Source organism: Pigmentibacter sp. JX0631, from assembly GCF_029873255.1.
Classification (GTDB): domain Bacteria; phylum Bdellovibrionota_B; class Oligoflexia; order Silvanigrellales; family Silvanigrellaceae; genus Silvanigrella.
The window spans coordinates 2,165,132-2,188,328 of record NZ_CP123622.1 but is presented as its reverse complement, the minus strand read 5'-3'; the positions used below and the strand labels follow the sequence as shown (position 1 = coordinate 2,188,328).

Here is a 23,197-nt window from a genome sequence, read left to right as displayed (position 1 = left end):
AAGAAAATAGGTGCTTATGTTTCTGGAAAGCAGGGAAAGGAAGCTTCCTGATTTCAGGCTCATACATAACAGCCTAAAAACACAAATCTTTTCCCTAAGCATTTAAAACAAAATGATCAATTTTTATCCTTTTTTGGAGGTTCTAGTATGAGTAAAATAATTGGTATCGACTTGGGAACAACCAACTCGGTTGTGGCTGTTATGGAAAATGGTCAAGCAAAAGTCATTACAAATCAAGAAGGTGAACGCACAACTCCCTCAGTTGTAGCTTACACACGCGATGGCGAATTTATTGTTGGGCGTGCAGCTCGCAACCAAGCAGTAACAAATCCACGTAACACTATTTACTCAGCAAAACGCTTTATCGGTAGCCACTTCTCCGAACGCTCAGAAGAAGCTACAAAAATGCCATATTTAGTAAAAAAAGGCGCAAGTGATAAAGTTTTATTTGAAATTGGTGGAAAAGACATGGCTCCACCTGAAATTTCAGCAAAAGTTCTGCAAAAATTAAAAGAAGCTGCAGAAAGTTACCTTGGCCAAAGCGTAACTAAAGCTGTTATTACAGTTCCAGCATATTTTAATGACTCCCAACGCCAAGCTACAAAAGATGCAGGTAAAATTGCAGGTCTTGAAGTACTACGGATCATCAACGAGCCTACAGCAGCTGCACTTGCGTATGGTTTAGACAAAAAAACAAACCAAAAAATAGCTGTTTATGACTTTGGTGGCGGTACATTCGATGTTTCTGTTCTTGAAGTAGGCGACAACGTTGTTGAAGTTCTTTCCACAAATGGAGACACACACCTTGGTGGTGACAACGTTGATGAACGTTTAATTGAATTTCTAGTTGCTGAGTTCAAAAAACAAACTTCTATTGATGTGTCTAAAGACCCAATGGCGATGCAACGTTTAAAAGAAGCTGCAGAAAAAGCAAAAATTGAACTTTCTGGACAAACTAAAGTAGACATCAATCTACCATACTTAACAGCAGATCAAACAGGACCAAAACACCTTGCTGTAAGCTTGATGCGCTCCCAATTTGAACAAATGATCATGGACATCATTGATAGAACAATCGAGCCATGCCGCGCAGCTTTACGTGACGCTAACCTTTCTGTTGAACAAATAGATGAAGTTGTAATGGTTGGTGGTTCTACACGTATTCCTTTAGTTGGTGACAAAGTAAAAGCTTTCTTCAAGAAAGAACCAAACCGCACAGTGAACCCTGACGAAGTTGTCGCTGTTGGTGCAGCGGTACAAGCTGGCGTTCTCGGCGGTGAAGTAAAAGACGTTCTATTACTTGATGTTACTCCTTTAAGTTTAGGTATTGAAACACTTGGTGGCGTATTTACTAAACTTATTGAACGCAACAGCACTATTCCAAAACGTGCAAGCCAAATTTTCTCGACAGCAGCCGATAACCAAACAAGCGTGGAAATTGGTGTATTCCAAGGTGAACGCGAAATGGCTCGTGACAACCGCCGTCTTGGACAATTTAACTTAACTGAAATCCCAGCTGCACCACGTGGTGTTCCGCAAATCGAAGTAACATTTGATATTGACGCTAACGGTATTCTAAATGTTTCAGCAAAAGATCTTGGAACAAGTAAAGAACAAAAAATTACTGTTTCTAACTCTGGCGGACTTTCTGAAGCAGAAATCAAACGCATGATGGAAGAAGCAGAGCGCCATGCTGCAGAAGACAAAGCACGTCGTGAAGCTATTGATAGTCGCAACAAGTTAGATAGTATTATCTTCCAAACTGAAAAGAATTTAAAAGAAAATGGCGACAAACTTCCAGCTGATATGAAGGCTTCTTTAGAAACAGAATTAACAAGCGCGCGTTCTGTACTCGAAACAAAGAGCGAAGACAAAGCAGCTTTAGAAGCAGCAATTGCTTCTCTTGAAGCGAAAGCCCATAAATTGGCAGAAGAAATGTATAAAAATGCCGGCGCACAAGGCGCTCAACCAGGCGCAAACCCAGGAACTGGTGCAGGCGGACAACAACAAGGTAACAATCAAAACAATTCTAAAAACAAAGATGGAGTTGTTGACGCTGAGTTTGAATCCAATAACTAATTTGCAATTTTGAAACTTAAAAATTTACCCTTTATTTTATTTAAATTTTAAAATAAAGGGTTTTTTTATTTGTTTAAATAAAATATTTAAAAATTAAAATTCGATAACTTTGTAAAATATTTTAATATTTTAACTTAATTTATTAGTATAATTTACTGCATAATTATAAAGATCTAGCCAAAATAAATTAAAAATATCGTATACTTTATCAATTAAAAAACAAGATTTATTAAACTCTTCAGAATTCAATTGATAATTATTTATATAATTAATATTTGCTTTATAAAGTTCACTTATTGCTCTACCTGATTCCAGTTCAAAATGATGTTGACCAAAGTAAACATATTTATTTCCAGTAACTAAACTCAATTCTTCAGCAATAGAAGAAAAAGCTTTAAAAAGAATATTACCATTTCTTTCTACTGATTCTAAAATAATATATTTCTCGATTGGAATAGCATTATAAAGTAAACCAACAAGTTCATAAAAACATTTTCGTGAATTGACATTATTTGAATTCCAAATCGTGGTTAGTGACTCTGAAAATTTTTGGAGAAAGTAACGGAATAAAAGATAATTTTCCTAAAGGGGGTTTCGTATTATCATTTAAAAAAGAAATGAGGGGATGATTTCTATAAATGATGTTTAATTTTTCAAATTTTTCATTTATACGCTGCATATATTACCTCCAAAAATTTTTATTACTTTAAAATAATATTTTATTTATTACCAAAAATCTTGGAGTCTAAAAAATGTCACTGCTAAAATTAGAATTTCAATTAAACCAAGGTGGAGTTTTATCACGAATTTCTTTTATCCATGGCATCTCAGGGAAATGTTTTGGATGATAACCTGTTGCTAAGTAGATATTTTTAAATCCTAATTGATAAATTTCTTTTGCAATATCTTCTCCCTTTTTGTTTCCTGATAAGGAAGAATCTATATAAATATTTATATCTTTACTAAATTTATGCATTTGCATAAAAAAAGATTCGGGGTCTTGAAAACAAACTATACATTTATCTTTTGCTGTTAATTTCCATAAGTCATGCATGAAAATATCATCATCAATTAAAACAGCAAAAACTTCTGAATCATTTGTAACACTATAGTCTTTTACTTTATCAGAAAAATTTGAATTTTTAGATATTCCTTTTTCAACAAAAATAGGTAATAAATAGACTAAACATTTTGGTATCAATTTAATTCCACATTTTTCACAATCTATTTGTAACGTTGAATCATCAAATTTACTTGAAACTAAGACAGATTGATCAGGTATATTTAATTTTCTTAATATTGAAACTCCATTTTCAGATGAATTCATAAATTCATAGTCGCACAAAACAAACAAATTTTTGTTTAAATTCTTTTTTATGTCATCGTACCAAGTAAAAAAAGCACTAGGATTTATAAAATGTTGTAATGTAATATTAGCATCGCTAAGACTCTTAAATTTTTCTTTCCAAGTACTATGAATTGATTCATCATCGTCTAACACTACAACTAAAGAATTTTCAGGGATACTTAATTTGGGCAAAAACCAAGCAGGGGAAATTGCTTTTGCAAAACTCATTGATACTGTAGTCCCATAATTTTCTTGCGATTGAATAGAAAAATCACCTCCCCAATTTTTAATTAATTTGTTAGCATGAGAAAGACCAAGACCTGTGCCACCTTTTTTATTATATGTGCGTCCTTCCTCTATTAATTTCGGAAGAATATTTTCTGGAATCCCTTTCCCAGTATCCTTAAGTTTCAATTGAATTTTACCCTCTAATACTGATAATGAAAGTGTAACTTTCCCTTCATTTTCAATTGCTTCAAAAGAATTGTTGATTAAATTAGATAACATTCTTTTAAATTCATTTGGCTGAACTTTTGCAAATGTATTATATGCATTATGACTGTGTTCAAATTCAATTTTAATACTACTATTAAAAGTATATTGCATTCTTTTTTCTGAGATTAAAGATTCAACTAGACTAGAAATGAGTTGGATACTTTCTTCTTCTTCTGAAAGTACTTTATTTTCAGATTGAAAAATGTTTTGCTGTTTTTTTACTAAATTATTTGCAATATCTTGAATTCGATATATAGCATTTCGCGCTAATATTCTTTTATCTTCGGGTAACTCATTTATTACATTTAAAAAAACATTTAGAGCGGCAAGTGGTGAGCGAATATCATGGGCTACTTGAGCTAGCTTCATAAACTCTGCCTGTTGTTTTTCTCTTTCTGCAGTTGCTATTTTTATTCTTAATTCATCAATTTTTTCAGCTACCTGAAAAATTTCTTCTAGTAAAAATGAACCTTTACTTCTTGATGTTTGGACATATTCAAATAAATTACTAACTGGTTTAATAATATATTTTTTTAAAATTAATCCATTTATATAAAAGGCAATACAAACAAATATAAGTAAGAAAATTAATGCTATTAAAAAAGAATAAAGTAATTGTTCATTTTTATCACGTTTTATTTCATACGGAATAACAAAATTGTTATTTTTAATTATTCTAATACCATTTAAAATAGCTCCATTTTTTATTTCAAATTGATAACAATTACTACAATGATTCCAACTTGCATCTAAATTACTAATTTTTTTTAGTACGGCTGCAAAATTAAAAAAAACATGCAAATAGGCTTTGCATCTACCAATTGTAGGATTTATTGTATTATTCAAATAGCAGAGTTCTAAAATTAAGTATGTATCACTTTCTTTTCCAACAGAAGAAAGAAAATTATTACTATGATCAAAAAGTTTATAACCAATTAACTCTTTACTAACATACATGTTGAAATTTTTTAGAAGCTCAATTTCTAACAAATTTCGCGAGGTTTCACCAGCATGTAAGTAACTTAAAAAAGGACTAGAGTAAGAAAGTAGTAAAATTTTTTGAAAAGTTTCATTTACATAAGTTCCATAAATTTTTTCTTTCTTTTCTTTTAAAAGATTATTATTTGTTTCTTTATACTGAAAATATAAAAGAAGAATAACTCCTGTTAAAATAACAAAAATTATAATAATAATGCTTAACGAAAGCGCATTGATATAGTTTATAATTCTATTAAAGTTTAGTTTTGTATTTCTACTTTTATTTTCTGCCATAATTCCGAAATTTTTTGAAACTCGTTACTACTTGGTCTACCATGCCACTGTAACTTATCATAACTTTTATCAAAAAATGAATTATTAACTTGTAAATAGAGCGGATCAATTTTTTTCTCAAATTCTTGTAGAGAACCATATGGTGACATTCTAAAGTCATGTGCAATAATTTTTGTATTCATTTCTTTGTCGGCTAAAATTTTCATTACACAAGAAGTTTTAGGATTTTTATCGAGTGAAGCTATAAGATCTCCACCTATATATGAAACCTTTGGGTGATGCATAAATTTATATTTTGGATTTTTTTTAATAATTTCGTATGAATTTCCAATCCAAGCATGCAGCAGTACAATATTTTCATCTTTGTAAAAATTAGCAATATCATTGCTTAAAATAACATCTACATTGGTAAAAAGTTTTTTAAACCGTAGTACAGCTTCTTCAAAAGAAACTTGCTCACCTAATTTAGAAACCAATTTCATAGGCTCAATTGGATTATCTAAAATAATAATTTTTTTATTTTTTAGCTTTTGAAAAATAACTTCTAAAGGTAAGTCAGGACCAATTGTTAATTTTTCAGAATTATACAAAAAACCTGCAGCCTCAATGGCAAAAATACCTACATTTTTTGGCAAATTTTTAGCAAAACCTGAATTAGACACACTTTCGGCATATTTTTTTCGAATATCCGAGATATCTATTCCTTTATTTGCAACTTTTTGCGCAACTAAATTATACGTGCTTTGGGGAAATATAACTATCGAATATTCCTGTTCGTGAAATCTTTTTAAAAATTCATCGATAGAATAAAATTCATCGTAAGATATTTTTGCTCCACACTTTAGCTCTAATTCAGAAACAATTTCGGAATTAAAATATCCCCACCATGATAATATATTTACTGCAAAAGCATTTTTCTGATATGTTGTTAAAGTTAAACTCATTAGAACTACTTTTATTAAATAAGTGAAAAAAACTTGCATAAAAGATCAATTTTTACTTAACAAATCTAATTTTGTTCTTTCCCATAGTTTTATAATTTTTAAATATTCTTCCTCAGTAGGCCTAGTCGTCCACTGTAAATTTTGAAGCGTATTTTTAAAAAAATAGTTGTTTACTTCTAAATACAAGTCACTCGCAATATTTTTATTTTTTGTTAATATCCCATAGGGAGAAAGACGAAAATCATTAGAAACTATTTTTGTATTGATCTCTTTCCCAGCCAATGCTTTTACTACACACTCTGTTTCTGCTTTTGTATTCAATGCGGCAATAAGATCTGCACCTAAATATGAAATAGCAGGGTGATGAATAAACTTTAATTTAGGATTGTTTTTAATTTGGGCATAAGCGTTTCCTAGCCAAGCTTGTGCTAACACAATATCTTTATCGTTGCTAAAATTAGCCAAATCATTAGAAACAATAATTTCCACATCTGCAAAAAGATCTTGAAACTTAGCATTAATATTGCTTGGAAACTGATAATTAGGAGAAATAAATTTCATTGGTTCAATAGGATTATCAATCACTATTACTTTTTTTCCTTTTGCTTTCCTAAAAATTTCCTGCAAAGAGTCTGTTGGTGAAATACTAATTTTATCTGCATTATATAAAAATCCAGCGGCTTCTATGGCAAAAATAGCAACATTTTTAGGTAAATTTTGATTGAAAATAGACTGAGAAATGAAAGGATGTTGAGTTTTTTTTATCTCTTCTAAACTGACTCCTTTATTGTTTGCTTTTTTTGCTATAAAGTTATAACCTGTTTGAGCAAAAATTGCGATAGAATATGATTGTTCATTCATTCTTTTTATAAATTCATGCGTTGTATAATATTCATCATATGATACCTTGGTCTTACATTTATCTTCTAAAAAACTAACCAATTCTTTATTAAAGTAACCCCACCAAGCTATGATATTGACAGAAGCTTTAGAGGTATTAGTCAAACCCAAAGACATTACTACACCTATATTACAAACGAGACTTAAAATTTTCATAAACATTAATAATCCGGTAAAATAAAAATAAATGAGGTCATACCTCACTTAAAAAGTTTGCTTTGTTAGCTCTAACAAACAATTTATAGATTATTAAGTATTTTAGATTACCTTTATTTTATTTTTTTTCAGAAGAGAACCAATAAATGAATAGAGTTTATTTTTTTACTTTGTTAAATGAATTGGAATATGCAGAAACACTGTTGTTCCCACATTTTCTTCTGATTGAATAAACAATTTTCCTCCCCATTTTTCAATGGTTAATTTTGCATAATACAAACCCAACCCAAAACCAGCATGGGTGAAATGTTCTTTTCCAATACTAACCCCAAAGTTGCCAATTTTATTTAAATCTTCAACTTTTATACCTTTCCCATGGTCTTTAACTGCAATAACATTAAAATTATCTTCACTTTTTGAAAGATTAATAAAAATTTGGGCATTTTTATTCTGGGAAGCTTCATAAGCATTGTTTATTATATTTGATAAAATTCTTGTTAATTCAATCGGACACATTTTTGCTGGAGAAAGATTCTCAATTTGAACTGAAAATTTTATTTTTAAATCTTTATAAAGTTTTTCAGTTTTTTCAACAATAATTTCTTCAATTACTTTTTTAGTATTGCAAAAATATTGTTTTGTTATTGTACTGCTTTTGCTAAGATTCACTAAAATTAGTTCATCTATTATACTTGAAATTCTTTCTATCTGGTTTGTAATTATTTTGGCTTGTGATTGCTCTAGTTCTTTTTCAGTCTCTTTGAATAATATTCTAAGAATAGTAATTGGACCTCTAATATCATGGGATAATTTAGAAGAAAGTAAATATTTAACTTTCTCAATTTCGTATTTATTTATTTCTCTTTCTTGCAATATATTAACTTGACATAGATTTTTTAATTTTTCATTTGCTATATAATATTCTTTCACTATTTCTTCAACTTCTTGTAATACAGGATTTATTTTTTCTTCTGGATTACTAGCACTAACATTGAAATAAACTTTTTTTAATGTTTTTGTAAGATAAATCGAAAATTTTAATGATACTATATTTAAACTAATTAATATAAAATAAAAAATGATTGCTTCACGGGAAAGTTTAAATATACTTATTTTCTCAAATTCAATAGATAATACAAAAAAAGTATAAATAACTAGTGCCGTTAAAACTCCTGAAATTGGGAATAGACACCTTAAACTAAAAAAAGTTGAAAAATTTTCCTTTCTAAAATCTAGTAAATCTTTCACTTTAATAAAACTTATTGCAATTAAAAAAACTCCCAAACTCCAAGTATATTCATAGTATGTCTGAGGCCCATTTTGATTAAATACTTGTTCATATCTTATGACTAAATCTCCAAAAGCCATCAAAACTATACCAGCTAAAAAAATCAATTGATTTAATTTTTTCACGATAAATGAAAGCGAGATTGATACAGCAACCACTACAATTTCAATAAGAGAAAAAATAGTGCAGAGTAACTGCACTATTTTATCCGCAGAACTCGAGTTTAAATAGGGAATTAAAACATAATGTAAAGAAATAAATCCAAATATTATGGCAAAAATTATTGTTAAAACATGAATATAATAACTTTTAATTTTTATATACATTTTTTTAACCAGAATGTATAAAATAGCAAGAAAAGAGATATCATACATTAAAATAGATAGTTTAAATGTTAGTAAACTCTCTTTATCAGGAAATACTATAGTTAACATGTAAATAAAGTCAGCTATAAGCAAAGATGTTATAAAAAAAACTAACGCAATATATATACTCGACGTTTTATTCCCACATTTGTGATATTTTTTAAGCATTATTGTCGAAATTATTATTAATAAAGAAAGCTCTGTAATTCCCTCATGAATTCCAAAAACAATGTTTGTAGGTTGATTAAAAGATTTAATAATAACAATAGGTATAATACAATAAATAAAAAAGAAAACGAATTTGCTATTTTTAATTATATTTTTCATATAAATTCTTTTCTAAATCCAAATTTTTTTAAAAGATTTTCTTTGTATTTTAAGTGCCAAAACTTTAAAGTATGCTTTTTTTCTTTAATTGAATTATCGTCTTCTAAAGAATCATAAGATACATCAATTTCAATATTAGGATCATTAAAACCTGATCTAAAAAAAATTCTTTTAAATCTTTCATTTTTATTTTTTGAAATTTGACTTACATTTTCACTAAAACTATTTTCATGACAAAAAACTAATCCCTCATAATGAAAATCTAAGGAAAAATGTACTAACTTTTTAAATAGCTTTGCCCCATTAATTTCTCCTGCAGAGGTCGATCTGACAATAACTTCTCCTATATAAAATAATTTTTTCGGCTCAAATCCTTGCATTCTAAATTTTTCAGCAACGTTCCCAAATGAACTGGAAAGATTTGCAAATGAACCTCCTGCTGCAATTCCAAGAATCTGATTTTCTTTTTGAATTGTGATAAAAACAGAGCTTGGATCTTCCAAGTAATTTTGCAAGTAGCTCAATTCATATTCAAAATTTCCTACATAAAGATAAGGAAAATCTCGAAAATAGACTATTCTTAAAGCTGCAAAGTAGTGCAGCATTTTCTTTTTTTCTTCATACTGAAAATGATAGATATATTTATATTCTGGCATACAAGACTCTTTATATTTAATAACTAAAATAAGTCATTTTAAACAGACTCTTCCAAAGAGTAACAAAATATCATTTTTTATTAATTAGCAAGAATATTGATATATAAATTTTAATTTTATTACAATTACAAATATTTATATTTTTTAATGGTTATCTAAATATATAGTAGCAAATTTTTTAACACACTTTTTAGATTTAAATTTTTAATACTTTTTCCTAGTTTAATTTTTTAACCATAAATAATTAAATATACTTGTTACTATAAATTAAAAAACACATTGTTTTGATTTTAGTTTAGTAATTACTTAGAATATACTATTTAGAGATTAAATTCATAAATTAGATTGATTAAAAACAAAATACATTGTAGTCTAAAAAATAAAACAAGGAAAAATAAAATGAAAAAATATATATCGTATATAAAAAAGTCTTTTACTATTATTTTTATACTTTCAACTTCTGCGCATGCTCAGAGTTCAGAAAGTCATGAATCTGCCAAGACAAATGTTTTTTGCTCGACCCAAGATGCAAAATGGGAATGGCTTAAAGAAAATGGAACTTTAGTTGAAATTACTGGTAAATGGGTCTCTTATTTTAAAGATTATGATGGGCGGTATTTATATCTGAAATATTTTGAAGTGGATGGAGGAGCAGAAAAAATCTCCTCGTTACGAAATCAATGCATATCAAAATTTGGCAATAATTATTCCTATGCTCAACCTGCTGATAGCAGATTTGATCGCTGGTATCTACTAGGAACAAAAAATGGAGTAGCAGCGCCAGGTCATTTTTTTATGAAATACGCATGTAAATATTGCTTTTATCGTAACACGGGGAATTTTGAAAAAGATCATCTAGCTTTATCAAATGTAGATTTAAGAGAATTTATTGAAAAGTATTTTGAAAAATATTATTGATTTATTTTCTTTTCTTCTTCTATTGTTTCAAGCTCCAAATTAATGACGTTATCTAAAGTAATTGTAGCTTCACTATTAATAATATTTTTTTCTAAAATTCCATAAGTTACACCAAAATTTTCAAAACAATTATTTAATAAATCACCATTTTTTGCATATATTGAACTATTTCCAGAAAATGTCAATCCACCATGACTGCCAATAAAATTAGAAACAACAACATAGCACTCAAATTCTTTTGCCAATAAAGCAAAATGATTTAAGTCAAAACTGTAATAACCTCCTTTTATAAATGCACCTAAAATAAGATATGCATCTATTTGTAAAAATTTTAACTTTGTAGTTATATCTAGTGAATAGCAATCATAACTAATTGCAATACCAAAATTCCAATCATGAATTTTAAATACACAAGTTTTTTCGCCAAAATTAAATATTTCTTTTTCTTCAGCATCTAAAAGCTGCTTATCATAAATTTGTATAAGTTCACCAAACTCATTTATGATCAAAGCACTATTATAAATTTTTGAACCTTTTTGAATACAGCAACCAACTATTGCTGCAATTTTACAATTTTTACAAGTATTGAATAAAAAATTTAATCCACTTCCATCTTCAGAAAAAACACCTCGTCCTTCATCAATTAATTTTAAATCATAACCACAAATTGCTAATTCAGGAAAAAGTACCAATTGGACATTTTTTTGCGCAGATTCCTCTAATATAGTGCAAATTTTTTTTACATTATAGCCTAAATTACCTGCTAATGGCGAGAATTGTGCCGTAGCTACATGAATTTTATTTTTCACTATATTTAGTTCCAATTTAACTACTAAAACCAGAAATTAAAAAACCTAGCCCAACTAAGCTAAATACAATACTTAAATACCAAAATCTTTTTCTTTTAATAAGTATTGCAAATGCAGTCATACCAATAGCAACTTGAAACAATGTAACACATCTTGAGAATGAAATATGCTTTAATAAATGCATTTCAGACAATACTTCTTTTTCTTTTGCAATTTTTGATATTTCATTAATTTCATTTTTATATGATTCAATTTTATTTAATATTTTTTCATCGCTATAGTGAGGATTAATTGTTTTTAAGATTTCTAACTTTGTTTCTGCAACATTCATTTTTATGCTTTTAGCTTGATAGTAAGACCATTGATCTGAGGATTTCATTTGCTCAACAATTGATTCATTTGAATGATAACCAGCGAGCAAAGATGCCGTTGCTGCAAATATTGCATAAATTGCCGATGTTATCGCATAAGTCATCACTCTCTTTTCATTTGATTTATGCATAGCTTCATGCCTTATGTGTTCTTTTACGCTTTCAGTATGATCTTCTGGTGATTCCATAAATTACCCTATTTAAGTTTTTAATAGTATATATTATTTTTCATAATTTTTAAATTTTTCAGATATTACTTTTTCTCTTATTTTAGAAACTTCATCCCAAAACTTATTTGCTAAATTTTTATTATTTGCATAATAACTTTTACTAAATATCAAGTAATAATTTTTTGTAGTTATTGGAATAGATAATTTTTTTATCCCACTTATGTTATTTTTTTTTAAGAAATTATCTACTATTATAGATTGTCCAACAAATGCTGAAATTCTTTTATTTATAAGTTTTTTAATCATCATTTCTAATGTACTACTTTCTTCATAAGGTATTTTAAATTCCTTTAAAGTTCCTATAACAGCATGACCTCGTAATACACCAATACTTTCTTTATTATTTACTAAATTGTTTTTTCTCCATTCTATTAAAGAATCACTTAGGGTATAAAAGTTATTCGATAATTTTATCAATCTTAAACCCTCAAGTAAATTACTATTTTTTATCGGGTATTCAGCAACCTCTGCCCTTTCTTTTGTATAAGAAAAGATAAATGCTCCGTCGATTTTTCCTCTTTTTAAACTATCGAATATTCTAGATATAGGTTCTCTAACAAAAATTACATTAATTTTTAAATTTTTGGCCGCTTCATTGACAATATCAACAGTAATACCAGGGGGATTAAAAACAAGATCACCATGCCCAACTTGTAAAGGAGAAGTATCATTATCAGGATAACATAATTTAATACTTTGTGCTTTCAATGCTATACTATAGTTAGTAATTACTAGAAAAAGAAAATATTTTAAAAATTTATGCATTAAATTTCCTTAATTATTTTTATTTATATATACTTACTATACTTTTCATACATTTTTTTCATTTTATTTTCGTTTTGATTTATTTTTTTTATATTTTCCCATATTTTATCAATGTCCTGCTTTGGTATTTTAGACTCTTTAGAAAATGGAATAAAATAAGATTTCATAACATATGGTACTTCATTTACTTTCACTTTGTTTTTGACATTTTTTATTTTATTTATTTTATTTTGAAAGGCAATATAAGCGACCACTGACCCTATTTTATCACGTAACATTTTTTGAACATTGACGATATCGCTTTTACCGATATCCAAATTTTCTTTATATATTTCCTCTAACTCTTTAAAAACGGAATACCCTCTAGAAACCCTTACGGGTATTGGTAAATTTTTTTTGTTTCCATCAAATTCATATTTCTCGTTTCTTTGTGTAATTACTAGATAGCCACCGCAATATAATTTATAATCTGAACTGCATGGTTTCTTTTCATTTTTCCCTGATTGGGGAGGATAATTTAAAAATTCAGCACGTTCTTCCGTATATGAGGCATTAATTGTACCATCATAAATTCCTTTTTTTGCTGAATCTAAGCATCTTGCCCATGGCATGACATCAATCTCATATTTATATTTTTCTTTTAAAATAGGATCTTTTAATGCTTCATCGATAATTTCTATCTCTATTCCTTTTAAAGAACCTTCGCTAATAATTATGTAAGGAATTTGTTCGTTTTCATCCGCACATATTTTAATAATTTTTCCATAAGAAAAAAGTGAATAACAAAAAAGAAAAGAAATAAAATTTGTTTTTAGTATAATTAAAATATTTTTAATACTCATAAGTCTGTATACTTCTTAAAAATAGAATTTAATATTTTTTTATTATCATTAATTGTTTGTAAATTCTTCCAGATAGATTTTCTTATTTTTTCATCTAGAGAAGAAAATTTTGAAAACCCTAAATAATATGATTTTTTTGTATAACTTTTTTTATGCACTTTAATTAATTTCAAAAGATCATAATTATCTTCAAATTTAACAGAATAAAATCTATCTGCATATGAAGTATATGCAATTACAGAACCAGATTTATCACGCAACATTTTTTTTAAATTCACGTTATCACTCTTTCCAATTTCTAAATTATCTTTCAATATTCCTTCCAGCTCTGAATTTATAGAGTAACCTCTTGCAACTCGAATTGGATATGGAAGATCAGTAACTATTCCAGAATATTGTGGTCTAAAAGTTTTCAAAGTAATAACTAAATATCCTCCGCAATAAAATTTTAGTTTAGAACTACATGGTTGCTTTTCTTTCTCCCCCGAGTCCTCTGGAAATTGAATATATTGTGTTCTTTCTTGATTATATGAAATATTTAAGACAGCATCGACTTGCCCTTTTTTAACCATATCTAAACAACGATTCCATGGCATTGGTTGAATTTTTACTGTAAATATATTTAGTTCTTTAGAAAGTATAATTGCTTTTTGAATTATATCAATCAATATCCCCGTAGGATTTTCTTGATTAGCAATCAAAAATGGTTGATCATCATTATCATCTGAACAAATCCGAATTTCATTACCAAGTGAATAAATAAAAGGCATATAAAATACAATAATACTAAAAATTAAAATTTTAGAGATATTTATAAATGAAGCCATTTTTAACCTTACACCTAAGTACTGTTATTTTAGGACATCTAAGATACTTTATCTAATTTTGTTATGTCTAAATTTTGATATATTAAAATACAGTGTTGGGTGAAAACTGTATAATATTTCTTTCACCCCATTTACTAATTAAATTCATAGCAAGTTCGCTGACTTCTTGATTTGAACTATGTGTCAAACGAAGAATAATATGAGGAAAGATTGGATCTATTGATCCTTCAATAACTTCTAAAGCATAAATCTGCTGAACAGCATTTTCCGAATTTAAATAACTTAACAATCTTTCTTGATTCCAGTTTTTAGGAAAATTAGCTACAAGATCCGCTAACTGATGACAATTCTTGGTACATTCACCTTCAGCAAAAAAAATCAATTCAATTTTTTCTAGTAATTTATCATCATATTTAGAAGGGATAAGTACTTTAGAGTTCATTGAAAAACTATCGTTACCTCCTTGAGACCAATCAATTAAATAATTACTACCCAGAAAAGCCTTATTTTCTAATAAATTTTCAGCCAAATTTATTTGCAAATTGTGAATAGGTAAATTTAGAGCCAATTCAAATATTTTTAATTTATTATAAGTTGCAATACTCATAACAAAAAAAGTAGTAACAATAGGTAGTACAACATATTTCAGTTTTGAAACTCTTTTTTCAGAAAGATAAAAAAAGCTTACCGATAAAGCGAAGACTGCTATCACTACTTCATAAAAAGTTATAAATGAAAATAAATAACAAATTATGTAGAAAAAAATTACCCAGCTTAAAAAACCTGATAATGACAGAGCTAATATTGAGCTTAATGTAAATATTGATGAAATTCTAAGTCCGTCAGCAATCCCACCAATCACTTCAAAGTCATTATTTTTTTTAAAAATAGTTAGTAAAAATATAATTAAAAAACTAAAAGAAAATGGAAAAATAACCTTTAAGAAAAATTTAAGACGCAATTTTATAGGTAAAGAATCAAAAAAGTACCAGGTTTTATCTTTTTTAGGTGCTATATTCCATTCATAAAAGAATAATAGTAAAAAGAGAAAAGGAAGAAAATTCCATATTCCTCCGTAAAATATTCCAATTCCTGTTCCTAAAAAACAAATAAGTATAAAAGCCCAGTATTGCTTCAATAAAAATTTAGTAATGGAGCTCATGTTTTTGCCCCTTCCTTTTCATAGATCCTAATTATTTCCTCAAAAGAGGTTTTATGCTTTTCTTTAACTGTATCTAAAGAATCTTGTAAAATAACTTCACCCATTCGCAACAAAATTATTCCTGTTGCATAACGTTCAATATCTTCAATCATATTTGTTGCTACAATCACTTGAGCACCAGTAGCAAAAGTGTATTTATCTAAATTTTTAAAAATCGCCCTTCTTGAATCATTATCAAGATCATTTGTTACTTCATCTAATAAAATAATTTTTGGCGCCCTTGGGAGGCTTAGTAATAATCTTAATCTTACTTGCTCACCTCTTGACATTCTTTCAATTTTTTTATCTAAAGGGATAATGAGATCTTTTAATAGTTCTGTTTCAATTTCAGTATCCCATACAGGAGATATTTTTTTCATTAAATTAAAATGATCATTAGCTGTTAATGATTTAAATAGTTCAATACCCCATGATAGCAAATGTATTTCAGATTTTATTGTTTCATAATTCAAAAAAGTATTTTTCCCATGATACAAAATACTCCCAGCACTTGGTTGATCTAGACCTGCAATAAGCTTAAGCAGTGAAGATTTCCCAGCACCATTGTGTCCAACAAGTGCTGTAATGCCAGGAGAATTGATGTGTAGTGCTGGAATATTAAGCCTTTTAACTCCGTTCCTACTGTAAAGGAGTAGATTTTGAACATCAATCATTGTTTTGGTTCACCTCACCCCAACATTCTTCAATTAATATATTGAATCTTTCTTTATCAATACTTAATTCTTTTGCGTGATTTACAACATTAACTAAGCCAGTTTTTATCAATTCTACTTTTTGTTCTATTGTTAAGGAAACTATACTTTCCGAAACAAAAGCACCAACCCCTCTTCGAATAATAATGAATTTTTCAACTTCCAAAATTTTTAAGGCTTTTTGAATAGTAAGAGAGTTTACTTCTATCATTTCAGATATTTCACGTACAGATGGGAGAGGAGTGCCTGCAAGTATTGACCCTGATAAAATTTGATTACGCATTTGTTCAACTATTTGTGCATACAGGGGAGTTGAAGAATGCGGATTTACTTGAAGCCTCATTAGTAGGCAAACTCCTCTTAGGTGATATACATCTCTATATAAGTAGATCACATCGGTTGAAAAAGCAAGATTATTAGGAATAGGGATTTAAAAAAGGATAGGTTGTTTATTATTGAATATTTTAAAAAATTTGTAAATTCTAGAAAAAAAAATAAACCTCAAAATTTAGAATTGAGTTAAGTCAGAAGACTATTTCAGAGATATTGATTGTAATTTCAATCCTTAAAAAGTGTTAACTTTTAATTCATAAATCTTTGAATATGATATCATCAGATACTATTGTTTGATATTTAATTTTACCATTTTGTATAAAAAATGAATCTGAACCTACTGCATGATTTATTCCATTAATTTTAGCATGCCAAGTTATATAAACAAGTTGATCAAGTATCACTGGAGGATTTATTATATGTTCATCAGCTGCACCAAAAATAGTGAATAATTTTTCAAACAATTTCCCAATTTCATTTTTACCTTTAAAAACTTTTCCATTCACAATAACTTGAGCATCAGGTGTATAATCTAAAAGAATCGTTTTTACGTCTTTTTTTCCCCATGAGTCTATATGCTTATTCCAAACTTCATCACTGGCAATAAATTTTCTTTTCTTATAACCATTAGCTGCTCTATTAAAACTATCGCCGGTGTTCAAACGCTCATTAGTTACATTCCAAAATTCTAGCGGATCAAAGGAAGAGTAGCTGCTGTTCAGGCGTTTACAGTCTTGAAAATACCAATTCAAAATTGGTTTATTACTTAATGGATAAATGTTTTCATAAATTTCAAATTTAACTCCTTTAGAGTGTCTCGATGAAAGAAAAACATAGCTCTTTCCTGAATTTTTTTGACCAAAATATTGGATAAATGAACTTGTAGAATACTCGCTTTTATTTTTAAAGTAATGATTTATAGTCATTCCTTCTGAACTAAATTGTATAATATTATTTTCTTTATAAAATGGATTCATATTGATAGAAGAACTAATAAATAAGTCAGGTAAATTTGATTTAAAATATTCCACTATATCTTTATTATTTATAGTAAAACTCGTTATAGTGATTGATGCTCCTCTAGAAACTCCTGTAAATGTTTCATAGTTTAGAAGTAAATCATCATTATTACAAGAAAGATACCTTTCTGAAGCAAAAATATTTGTAGGAAAAAATATCATATAAAATATGGTTAACAAAAAATATTTATTACTTTTCATACACTCTCCTCTATTGTTTTTAAGAACAAAGCTCATTTATTACTAATTAAAATATTTGTCAATTAAATAAACAAATTATGTTACTTAAATTAATTTTAATATTTCCTTTAATTTATTTGGAAATCTCTTTAAATTAATAGAAAATTCTATGAAATAATTATTTCAATTCAGACGAAAGACTAATTCGAATGTATTTTGAAAAAATTTAATTATTAAGCAATATAAAAATTATTTATATTACTTAATTTAAAATTTATCTTCTTTAGAGCAGTTATAGTAATAAACTCAGCTTACCTAATTTTTCTTGCTATATTTTTTTTTAATATTCTTATAACTAGATTTATAGCTTTTATTAATCGTTAACAATATCTAATAAAATTTTATCTAAAGGTAGGTTTTCTAAATCATCAAAGGTTTTGGTATCGCAAATGTCAAATTTAGCACCTACTGACAGAAGCTCATCGTCTAATTTTTTAAGGAACTCAGAAGCCTGTTTGTCATTACCTACTTGAATAAAAGAAATTCCCAATTCATTATCACTTTCTAACTTTTTAGAAGTATTAACTATTAAATTAGCAAGAGCTTTTTGCCCTTGAATTCCATCAGAAGGTTCTCCATCTGTTATTACAATTATGGATGTTGGCAATTCTGAATGCACAAAATGTTGATTAAAAACTTCTGTTAGAACTGGAATAAAATCTGTACCACCCATTGGGGCATAGTCCGAAAAGACAGAATCAATATTATCAGGAGTAGCATTTAAAAACTTTTGAAAAGATCTATTAAAAAGATAAATATCTAAACCATCTTTGTCATATTCAAAACATTTGTTAGCTAAAGCTTTTACAGACTCTTTTACATAATCCCATTTGCTAGTCAATATCTTAGCACTTACTGAGTCCGACATTGATCCCGATCTATCAATTACTAAGACATAGTTTCTTAATTTTAAATCCTTTTTTTCCATTTAAATACTCCTTATTTAAATAAATGTTCTACTGTTTTTGGCGAAGTTTTTTTATCCTCTGTTTCAGATTCAAAAAACAAATTTTCAAACGCTAAATTATCATTCATTTTATCTATGTGTTTTTTTTCTTTACCAGTTTTTAGAAGATTATCATCAAATTTAGCATTATTTTCTAACACATTTTCAGATTTATAAATAGCAAATGAAGTTAAAAAGCTTTGCTGTTCTCCTGTTTTCAATCTTTCAATTTCAGAGTTTATCAAACTTATTTTTGAAAATATTTCAGTTTTAGAAATTTCATGTGAATATGACTGCTTAAAATTATCATACTCAAGTTGCACATTATTATTTTTCTCTACAAGTATTTGTAAGGCATCATTGTATTCAATAATTTGTTTATCTATAACCTGAATTTCATTTTGAAACTTTTCTAACTCTATAGAGTGTTTAATATACTCACTTTTTAAAATACTTGCCGAATTTTTATTATATTTAATTAGCAATTCATTCATGATTTCTTGGGTATTTTTAGTTTTTCTTAGTAAATTTTCCTTTCTAGTATTCAATTGTTCCCTTTTTTTATAAATTTCTTGTATATTATTTTCAATCAAACTAAGAATAGAGTTCCATTCTTTAGAAATTTTTCCCAGATCTTTCTTTAAATTATTAACTTGGTCACTAGTACCAGTTTTTAAACTGCCTGTTTCTTGAATAAAATCTTTTTGGGATTTATTTTTATGATTAATTTTTTGCTTGTTTTTTTCGTTATACTTTAATAAAAATTTTAAAATAATAACAAATAAAATAATCAATAGGATGAGTAAAAAAGCAAATTTCAGGTTATAAACTCCTAAGAAAGTAAATCACACATTCATCTAAATATATTTATACTTCTTTTAATAACAACCGTCAATTAACGATAACATTTTATACTTAAAAGTTTTTAGATATTACTAGCTCAAATTATAAAAAAATTTCATCACTGTTCAATAAATTCATAGATTCTGTTGTCTATCCAATATTTAGGAAAAAATGGAATAAATCCTTCAACAAATCCTAAATGTCCACCATTTTTTGTAATTTCAAGTTTTACCGAATCATTTATTTCATTAACTTTAGGTATATTTTCTTGCATAAGAAAAGGATCATCTTTTGCATGAACTATCAAAGTATTTACTTTAATTTTTTTAATAAATTGGCGTGAACTTGATTTTTCATAGTAATCAAAAACATCTTTAAAACCATTTATTTTCGCAGTAATTAAGTTATCAAATTCCCAAAAACTTTTTATATTTTTTTCATTGTAAGTAAAATTATGTTGCAAAAAAATTGATTTTTTTCTTTCCAAACTTTGCTTTAAACATTTTAATAACCACCATTCATAGGCTCTGGAAAAACCTTTACCCAAAGCATCAGCAGATCCTGCCAATTCAAATGGAACAGAAACTGCAATCGCTTTTGCAATGAATCCCGAAAGCTCACTTTCAGCTAACCATTTTAATAAGACATTAGCCCCCAATGAAAAGCCGACAAGATAAATTTTTTGTTCGGCTGTTACCTCACTAATTAGTTTTTTTACCACAGAGTTTAAATCACCAATTTCTCCTGCATGATATGATTTTAATTTTACGTTTGTTTCTCCATCGCAGCCCCTAAAGTTTAGACAAACTGCATTATAATTTTTATTCATCGCAATTTTCATCATTCTTTGAATATATGGAGACTGGGAAGATCCTTCTAAGCCATGTAAAAAAAGAATAATTGGTCTTTTGGGATCATAATTCTGACTCCAATCCAAACTTAAAAAGTCTCCATCATCCAATTGAATTCTTTCTCTTTTTAAAATGATTTTTTTACGAGCCGAAAAAACAACAGGATAGAGAGTTTGTAAATGCCGATTTTTAAGCCACCAAGCAGCTTTAAATTTATACATTTTATTTACTTTCTGATTCATTAAAAAAACTCCTTAGAAAGAAATACTTTCAGCAATATATTTATTACTTCAAAATAAAGTTAAACAAATTTTTTATCTTTGTGAAAGAAAAATATTTATTTTTTAAAATATATTAAGAAAATTTAAAAGAATTATTTTTTAAATAAATTACATTAATGAATAATTAGTTAGCAACTTGAGAACGCCATACTTGGTCAACAAAATAATATTTTCTTGCTTTTTCATATCCACCATTTTCTTTCCATTGTTTTAAGAAAGAATTAAATTTAGATATTAATACTGTATCATCTTTTTTAGCTGCTATAGAAAAACTTTCAGCCACAACTTTAGTTGGTAAAATAATAAATTTATTTTTATTTCCCTTGTCCATTAGATCAACATAAGTTGTATCAGAAACAAAAGCATTAGCTCTCCCTTGCATGACAGCTAGAACTAAATCAGCATCTTGATCAAATTTTAAAATTTGCGCTTTTTTTAATGTTTTGGATAAATAAATATCACTTGTATAACCTGTTTTTACAGCAATTTTTAATCCAACTTTATCTAAAGAATTAAGATCTTTAAACTCATTTTTATTTTTTTCATTGTTCTTTATGGCAATACTTAACCCACTTGTAAAAGTAGAATCACTGAAAAGAACCATCGCTTTACGTTCTGCTGTAACAGTCATACCCGCAGCTATTATGTCACATTTAGCGGAAATTAGTGCGGGAATAATACCATCAAAACTAATTTGAATCATTTTAAGTTCTACTGAAAGAGTTTTAGCAAATTCTTTCATCATTTCTACATCAAATCCTATCCAGTCGCCTTTTTGTGTTTTCATTTCAAAAGGCAGGAAACCAGCATCAGAACAAACTTTTAAAACTTTTTCTGTTTTAATTTTTTGTAAACTTACATCTTCTTTTTTATTTTCATCGGAATTTGCAGCAAAAGCATTTAAATGAAAAGAGGGAATTGTTGAGAGTAGAAAAAAAGCGTGCAGAAACAACTTTCTAAAACTTGCGTTCATTTTGAATCCCCTTAATCAGAAGCAATTGCCAAAATGCCTTAAAACAAAAATGATTTTGTAGTGATAGTCTATCAACAAACGAGAACTTAATACATAAGCTTAGAATTGAGGTCAAGTGAAACCTGCCAATAGATTAAACATATTGAAATTTTTGAAAAAATTATCAAATTATTCATCACTATTTTCTATATCATTTAGACTTTCATCAGATTCTATTCCTGACGGAACTGAATCATTTGCTTTATTCTCTATCTCTTTATCATTTACTTTTTCGCTCTTATCAATTTGTGATTGATCTTCTATAGAAGAATTTTGTTGATTTTGCTCTTCAATAGTCTTTTGCGTAACTTCTGGCTCAATAAATTGTGGTAAATTCTCTTTTTTAGTTGAAAACCCTAAATTTATTTGTTTAATATCAAGCTTTTCTTTTCGAGAAGCGATATGCATTTCCATAATATTATTTGAAATTTGTCTGTATCTTTGTAGAAAAAACTGAGTTAATTTTTTCTTTTCTAAACTTTGATTCCACTTCCTAGGAGATGGCAAGATTGCAATAAGCGCAACACACTGTGAAGGAGTTAATTTAGCTGCATCGATTTTAAAATACTTTTGTGCGGCATTTTCTAATCCGTAAGTATTTGGTCCAAATTCAACAATATTAAGATACCATTCAATTTGTTTATCTTTTGCTATAGTCGCATCTAACAAAACAGCGCCAATTAATTCTCTGGTTTTTCTGATGTAGCTTCTATCTCTTGAAAGAAATGCATTTTTAACTAATTGTTGCGTAATTGTTGAACCACCGCGTTTTTGTTTAGTTGTTCTGCTTTTATCTTTTACAATTTTTTGAATGCTTTCAATATCAATTCCATTATGTTGATAAAATTTTCCATCTTCAGAAGCAATTAAAGCTGCTTTACAAGCATTTGGAATTTCTTTTTTATTAACCCAAGTTTTTGAAAAAAGCCCTACTATTGGTCCTGTAATCCGAAAAAATCGGGTTTGTCCATCATCTCTATAAGGGAAATAAACTAAAAAACCTAAATGCAAAACAAAAACCCAAGGAATAAACCAGATAAAAAAGAAGAAAATAGCAACTAAAGGTAACTGTAAAAACCAAAAATAAAAAGAAAAAATTCTCATAGTTATCCTTGCTAAAACCAAAGAATGATTGCATGATAGGGCTGCGAAATAACAATAACTGC

The 23,197-nt window shown here is 27.8% G+C and carries 23 protein-coding genes; 2 read left to right on the top strand and 21 right to left on the bottom strand.

Annotated features, from left to right (window positions below; all coding sequences use genetic code 11):
• The first annotated feature begins 147 nt into the window (after nt 1-147).
• Nucleotides 148-2,079 carry a molecular chaperone DnaK gene (gene dnaK, locus QEJ31_RS09625; protein WP_280589660.1) on the top strand — a complete coding sequence of 644 codons (1,932 nt, stop codon included), beginning with the start codon at nt 148-150 and terminating at the stop codon, nt 2,077-2,079.
• Nucleotides 2,080-2,208: 129 nt separating this feature from the next.
• Here the strand turns inward: dnaK and QEJ31_RS09620 are convergent, their stop codons facing one another.
• From QEJ31_RS09620 to QEJ31_RS09590, 7 genes are all read right to left on the bottom strand, one after another.
• Nucleotides 2,209-2,448 (bottom strand): hypothetical protein, encoded by a 240-nt coding sequence (locus QEJ31_RS09620; RefSeq protein WP_280589656.1) that lies wholly within the window; start codon nt 2,446-2,448, stop codon nt 2,209-2,211.
• A 139-nt stretch (nt 2,449-2,587) separates the two neighbouring features.
• Entirely contained in the window at nt 2,588-2,758 is a 171-nt protein-coding gene (locus tag QEJ31_RS09615) for a hypothetical protein (protein ID WP_280589654.1), read from the bottom strand.
• 96 nt (nt 2,759-2,854) lie between these two features.
• Entirely contained in the window at nt 2,855-5,194 is a 2,340-nt protein-coding gene (locus tag QEJ31_RS09610; RefSeq protein WP_280589652.1) for a HAMP domain-containing sensor histidine kinase, read from the bottom strand.
• Nucleotides 5,161-6,138, bottom strand: a complete 978-nt coding sequence (locus QEJ31_RS09605) for a hypothetical protein (protein ID WP_280589650.1) — start codon at nt 6,136-6,138, stop codon at nt 5,161-5,163. The genes QEJ31_RS09610 and QEJ31_RS09605 overlap by 34 nt, the downstream gene beginning before the upstream one ends.
• Before the next feature lie 45 nt (nt 6,139-6,183).
• On the bottom strand, nt 6,184-7,194 hold the full coding sequence (locus QEJ31_RS09600; RefSeq protein ID WP_280589649.1) for a hypothetical protein: 1,011 nt from the start codon (nt 7,192-7,194) through the stop codon (nt 6,184-6,186).
• A gap of 165 nt (nt 7,195-7,359) precedes the next feature.
• The gene (locus tag QEJ31_RS09595) at nt 7,360-9,174 is read right to left on the bottom strand and encodes a HAMP domain-containing sensor histidine kinase (RefSeq protein WP_280589647.1); all 1,815 of its coding nucleotides are present in this window, start codon (nt 9,172-9,174) and stop codon (nt 7,360-7,362) included.
• Nucleotides 9,171-9,830, bottom strand: coding sequence for a hypothetical protein (locus QEJ31_RS09590; protein ID WP_280589646.1), 660 nt, complete (start codon nt 9,828-9,830; stop codon nt 9,171-9,173). The genes QEJ31_RS09595 and QEJ31_RS09590 overlap by 4 nt, the downstream gene beginning before the upstream one ends.
• Nucleotides 9,831-10,229: 399 nt before the next feature.
• On the opposite strand from QEJ31_RS09590, the gene QEJ31_RS09585 reads away from it, so the two are divergent.
• Nucleotides 10,230-10,748, top strand: a complete 519-nt coding sequence (locus QEJ31_RS09585) for a hypothetical protein (protein ID WP_280589645.1) — start codon at nt 10,230-10,232, stop codon at nt 10,746-10,748.
• Here QEJ31_RS09585 and QEJ31_RS09580 read toward each other — a convergent pair.
• The 14 genes from QEJ31_RS09580 to QEJ31_RS09515 all read right to left on the bottom strand — a co-directional run bounded on the left by QEJ31_RS09580 (nt 10,742) and on the right by QEJ31_RS09515 (nt 23,135).
• A complete protein-coding gene (locus QEJ31_RS09580; RefSeq protein ID WP_280589643.1) occupies nt 10,742-11,557 on the bottom strand; it encodes a carbon-nitrogen hydrolase family protein in 816 nt (271 codons plus the stop codon). The genes QEJ31_RS09585 and QEJ31_RS09580 overlap by 7 nt on opposite strands.
• Before the next feature lie 16 nt (nt 11,558-11,573).
• A complete protein-coding gene (locus tag QEJ31_RS09575) occupies nt 11,574-12,116 on the bottom strand; it encodes a DUF4337 domain-containing protein (RefSeq protein ID WP_280589641.1) in 543 nt (180 codons plus the stop codon).
• A gap of 33 nt (nt 12,117-12,149) precedes the next feature.
• Nucleotides 12,150-12,923 (bottom strand): transporter substrate-binding domain-containing protein, encoded by a 774-nt coding sequence (locus QEJ31_RS09570; protein ID WP_280589640.1) that lies wholly within the window; start codon nt 12,921-12,923, stop codon nt 12,150-12,152.
• A 23-nt stretch (nt 12,924-12,946) separates the two neighbouring features.
• On the bottom strand, nt 12,947-13,765 hold the full coding sequence (locus tag QEJ31_RS09565) for a transporter substrate-binding domain-containing protein (RefSeq protein WP_280589638.1): 819 nt from the start codon (nt 13,763-13,765) through the stop codon (nt 12,947-12,949).
• On the bottom strand, nt 13,762-14,592 hold the full coding sequence (locus QEJ31_RS09560) for a transporter substrate-binding domain-containing protein (RefSeq protein ID WP_280589637.1): 831 nt from the start codon (nt 14,590-14,592) through the stop codon (nt 13,762-13,764). The genes QEJ31_RS09565 and QEJ31_RS09560 overlap by 4 nt, the downstream gene beginning before the upstream one ends.
• Before the next feature lie 82 nt (nt 14,593-14,674).
• A complete protein-coding gene (locus tag QEJ31_RS09555; RefSeq protein ID WP_280589635.1) occupies nt 14,675-15,754 on the bottom strand; it encodes a hypothetical protein in 1,080 nt (359 codons plus the stop codon).
• Nucleotides 15,751-16,467 (bottom strand): ATP-binding cassette domain-containing protein, encoded by a 717-nt coding sequence (locus QEJ31_RS09550; RefSeq protein ID WP_280589634.1) that lies wholly within the window; start codon nt 16,465-16,467, stop codon nt 15,751-15,753. Before QEJ31_RS09550 ends, QEJ31_RS09555 begins: the two co-directional genes overlap by 4 nt.
• Nucleotides 16,460-16,849, bottom strand: coding sequence for a GntR family transcriptional regulator (locus tag QEJ31_RS09545; protein ID WP_280589633.1), 390 nt, complete (start codon nt 16,847-16,849; stop codon nt 16,460-16,462). Before QEJ31_RS09545 ends, QEJ31_RS09550 begins: the two co-directional genes overlap by 8 nt.
• A gap of 244 nt (nt 16,850-17,093) precedes the next feature.
• Nucleotides 17,094-18,059, bottom strand: a complete 966-nt coding sequence (locus tag QEJ31_RS09540) for a hypothetical protein (protein WP_280589631.1) — start codon at nt 18,057-18,059, stop codon at nt 17,094-17,096.
• Nucleotides 18,060-18,411: 352 nt separating this feature from the next.
• A complete protein-coding gene (locus QEJ31_RS09535) occupies nt 18,412-19,026 on the bottom strand; it encodes a VWA domain-containing protein (protein WP_280589629.1) in 615 nt (204 codons plus the stop codon).
• 11 nt (nt 19,027-19,037) lie between these two features.
• A complete protein-coding gene (locus QEJ31_RS09530) occupies nt 19,038-19,838 on the bottom strand; it encodes a hypothetical protein (protein WP_280589627.1) in 801 nt (266 codons plus the stop codon).
• Between the two features lie 167 nt (nt 19,839-20,005).
• On the bottom strand, nt 20,006-20,980 hold the full coding sequence (locus QEJ31_RS09525) for a hydrolase (protein WP_280589625.1): 975 nt from the start codon (nt 20,978-20,980) through the stop codon (nt 20,006-20,008).
• A 163-nt stretch (nt 20,981-21,143) separates the two neighbouring features.
• Nucleotides 21,144-21,992, bottom strand: coding sequence for a transporter substrate-binding domain-containing protein (locus QEJ31_RS09520; protein ID WP_280589623.1), 849 nt, complete (start codon nt 21,990-21,992; stop codon nt 21,144-21,146).
• A 168-nt stretch (nt 21,993-22,160) separates the two neighbouring features.
• On the bottom strand, nt 22,161-23,135 hold the full coding sequence (locus tag QEJ31_RS09515; protein ID WP_280589621.1) for a biosynthetic peptidoglycan transglycosylase: 975 nt from the start codon (nt 23,133-23,135) through the stop codon (nt 22,161-22,163).
• Nucleotides 23,136-23,197 lie beyond the last annotated feature (62 nt).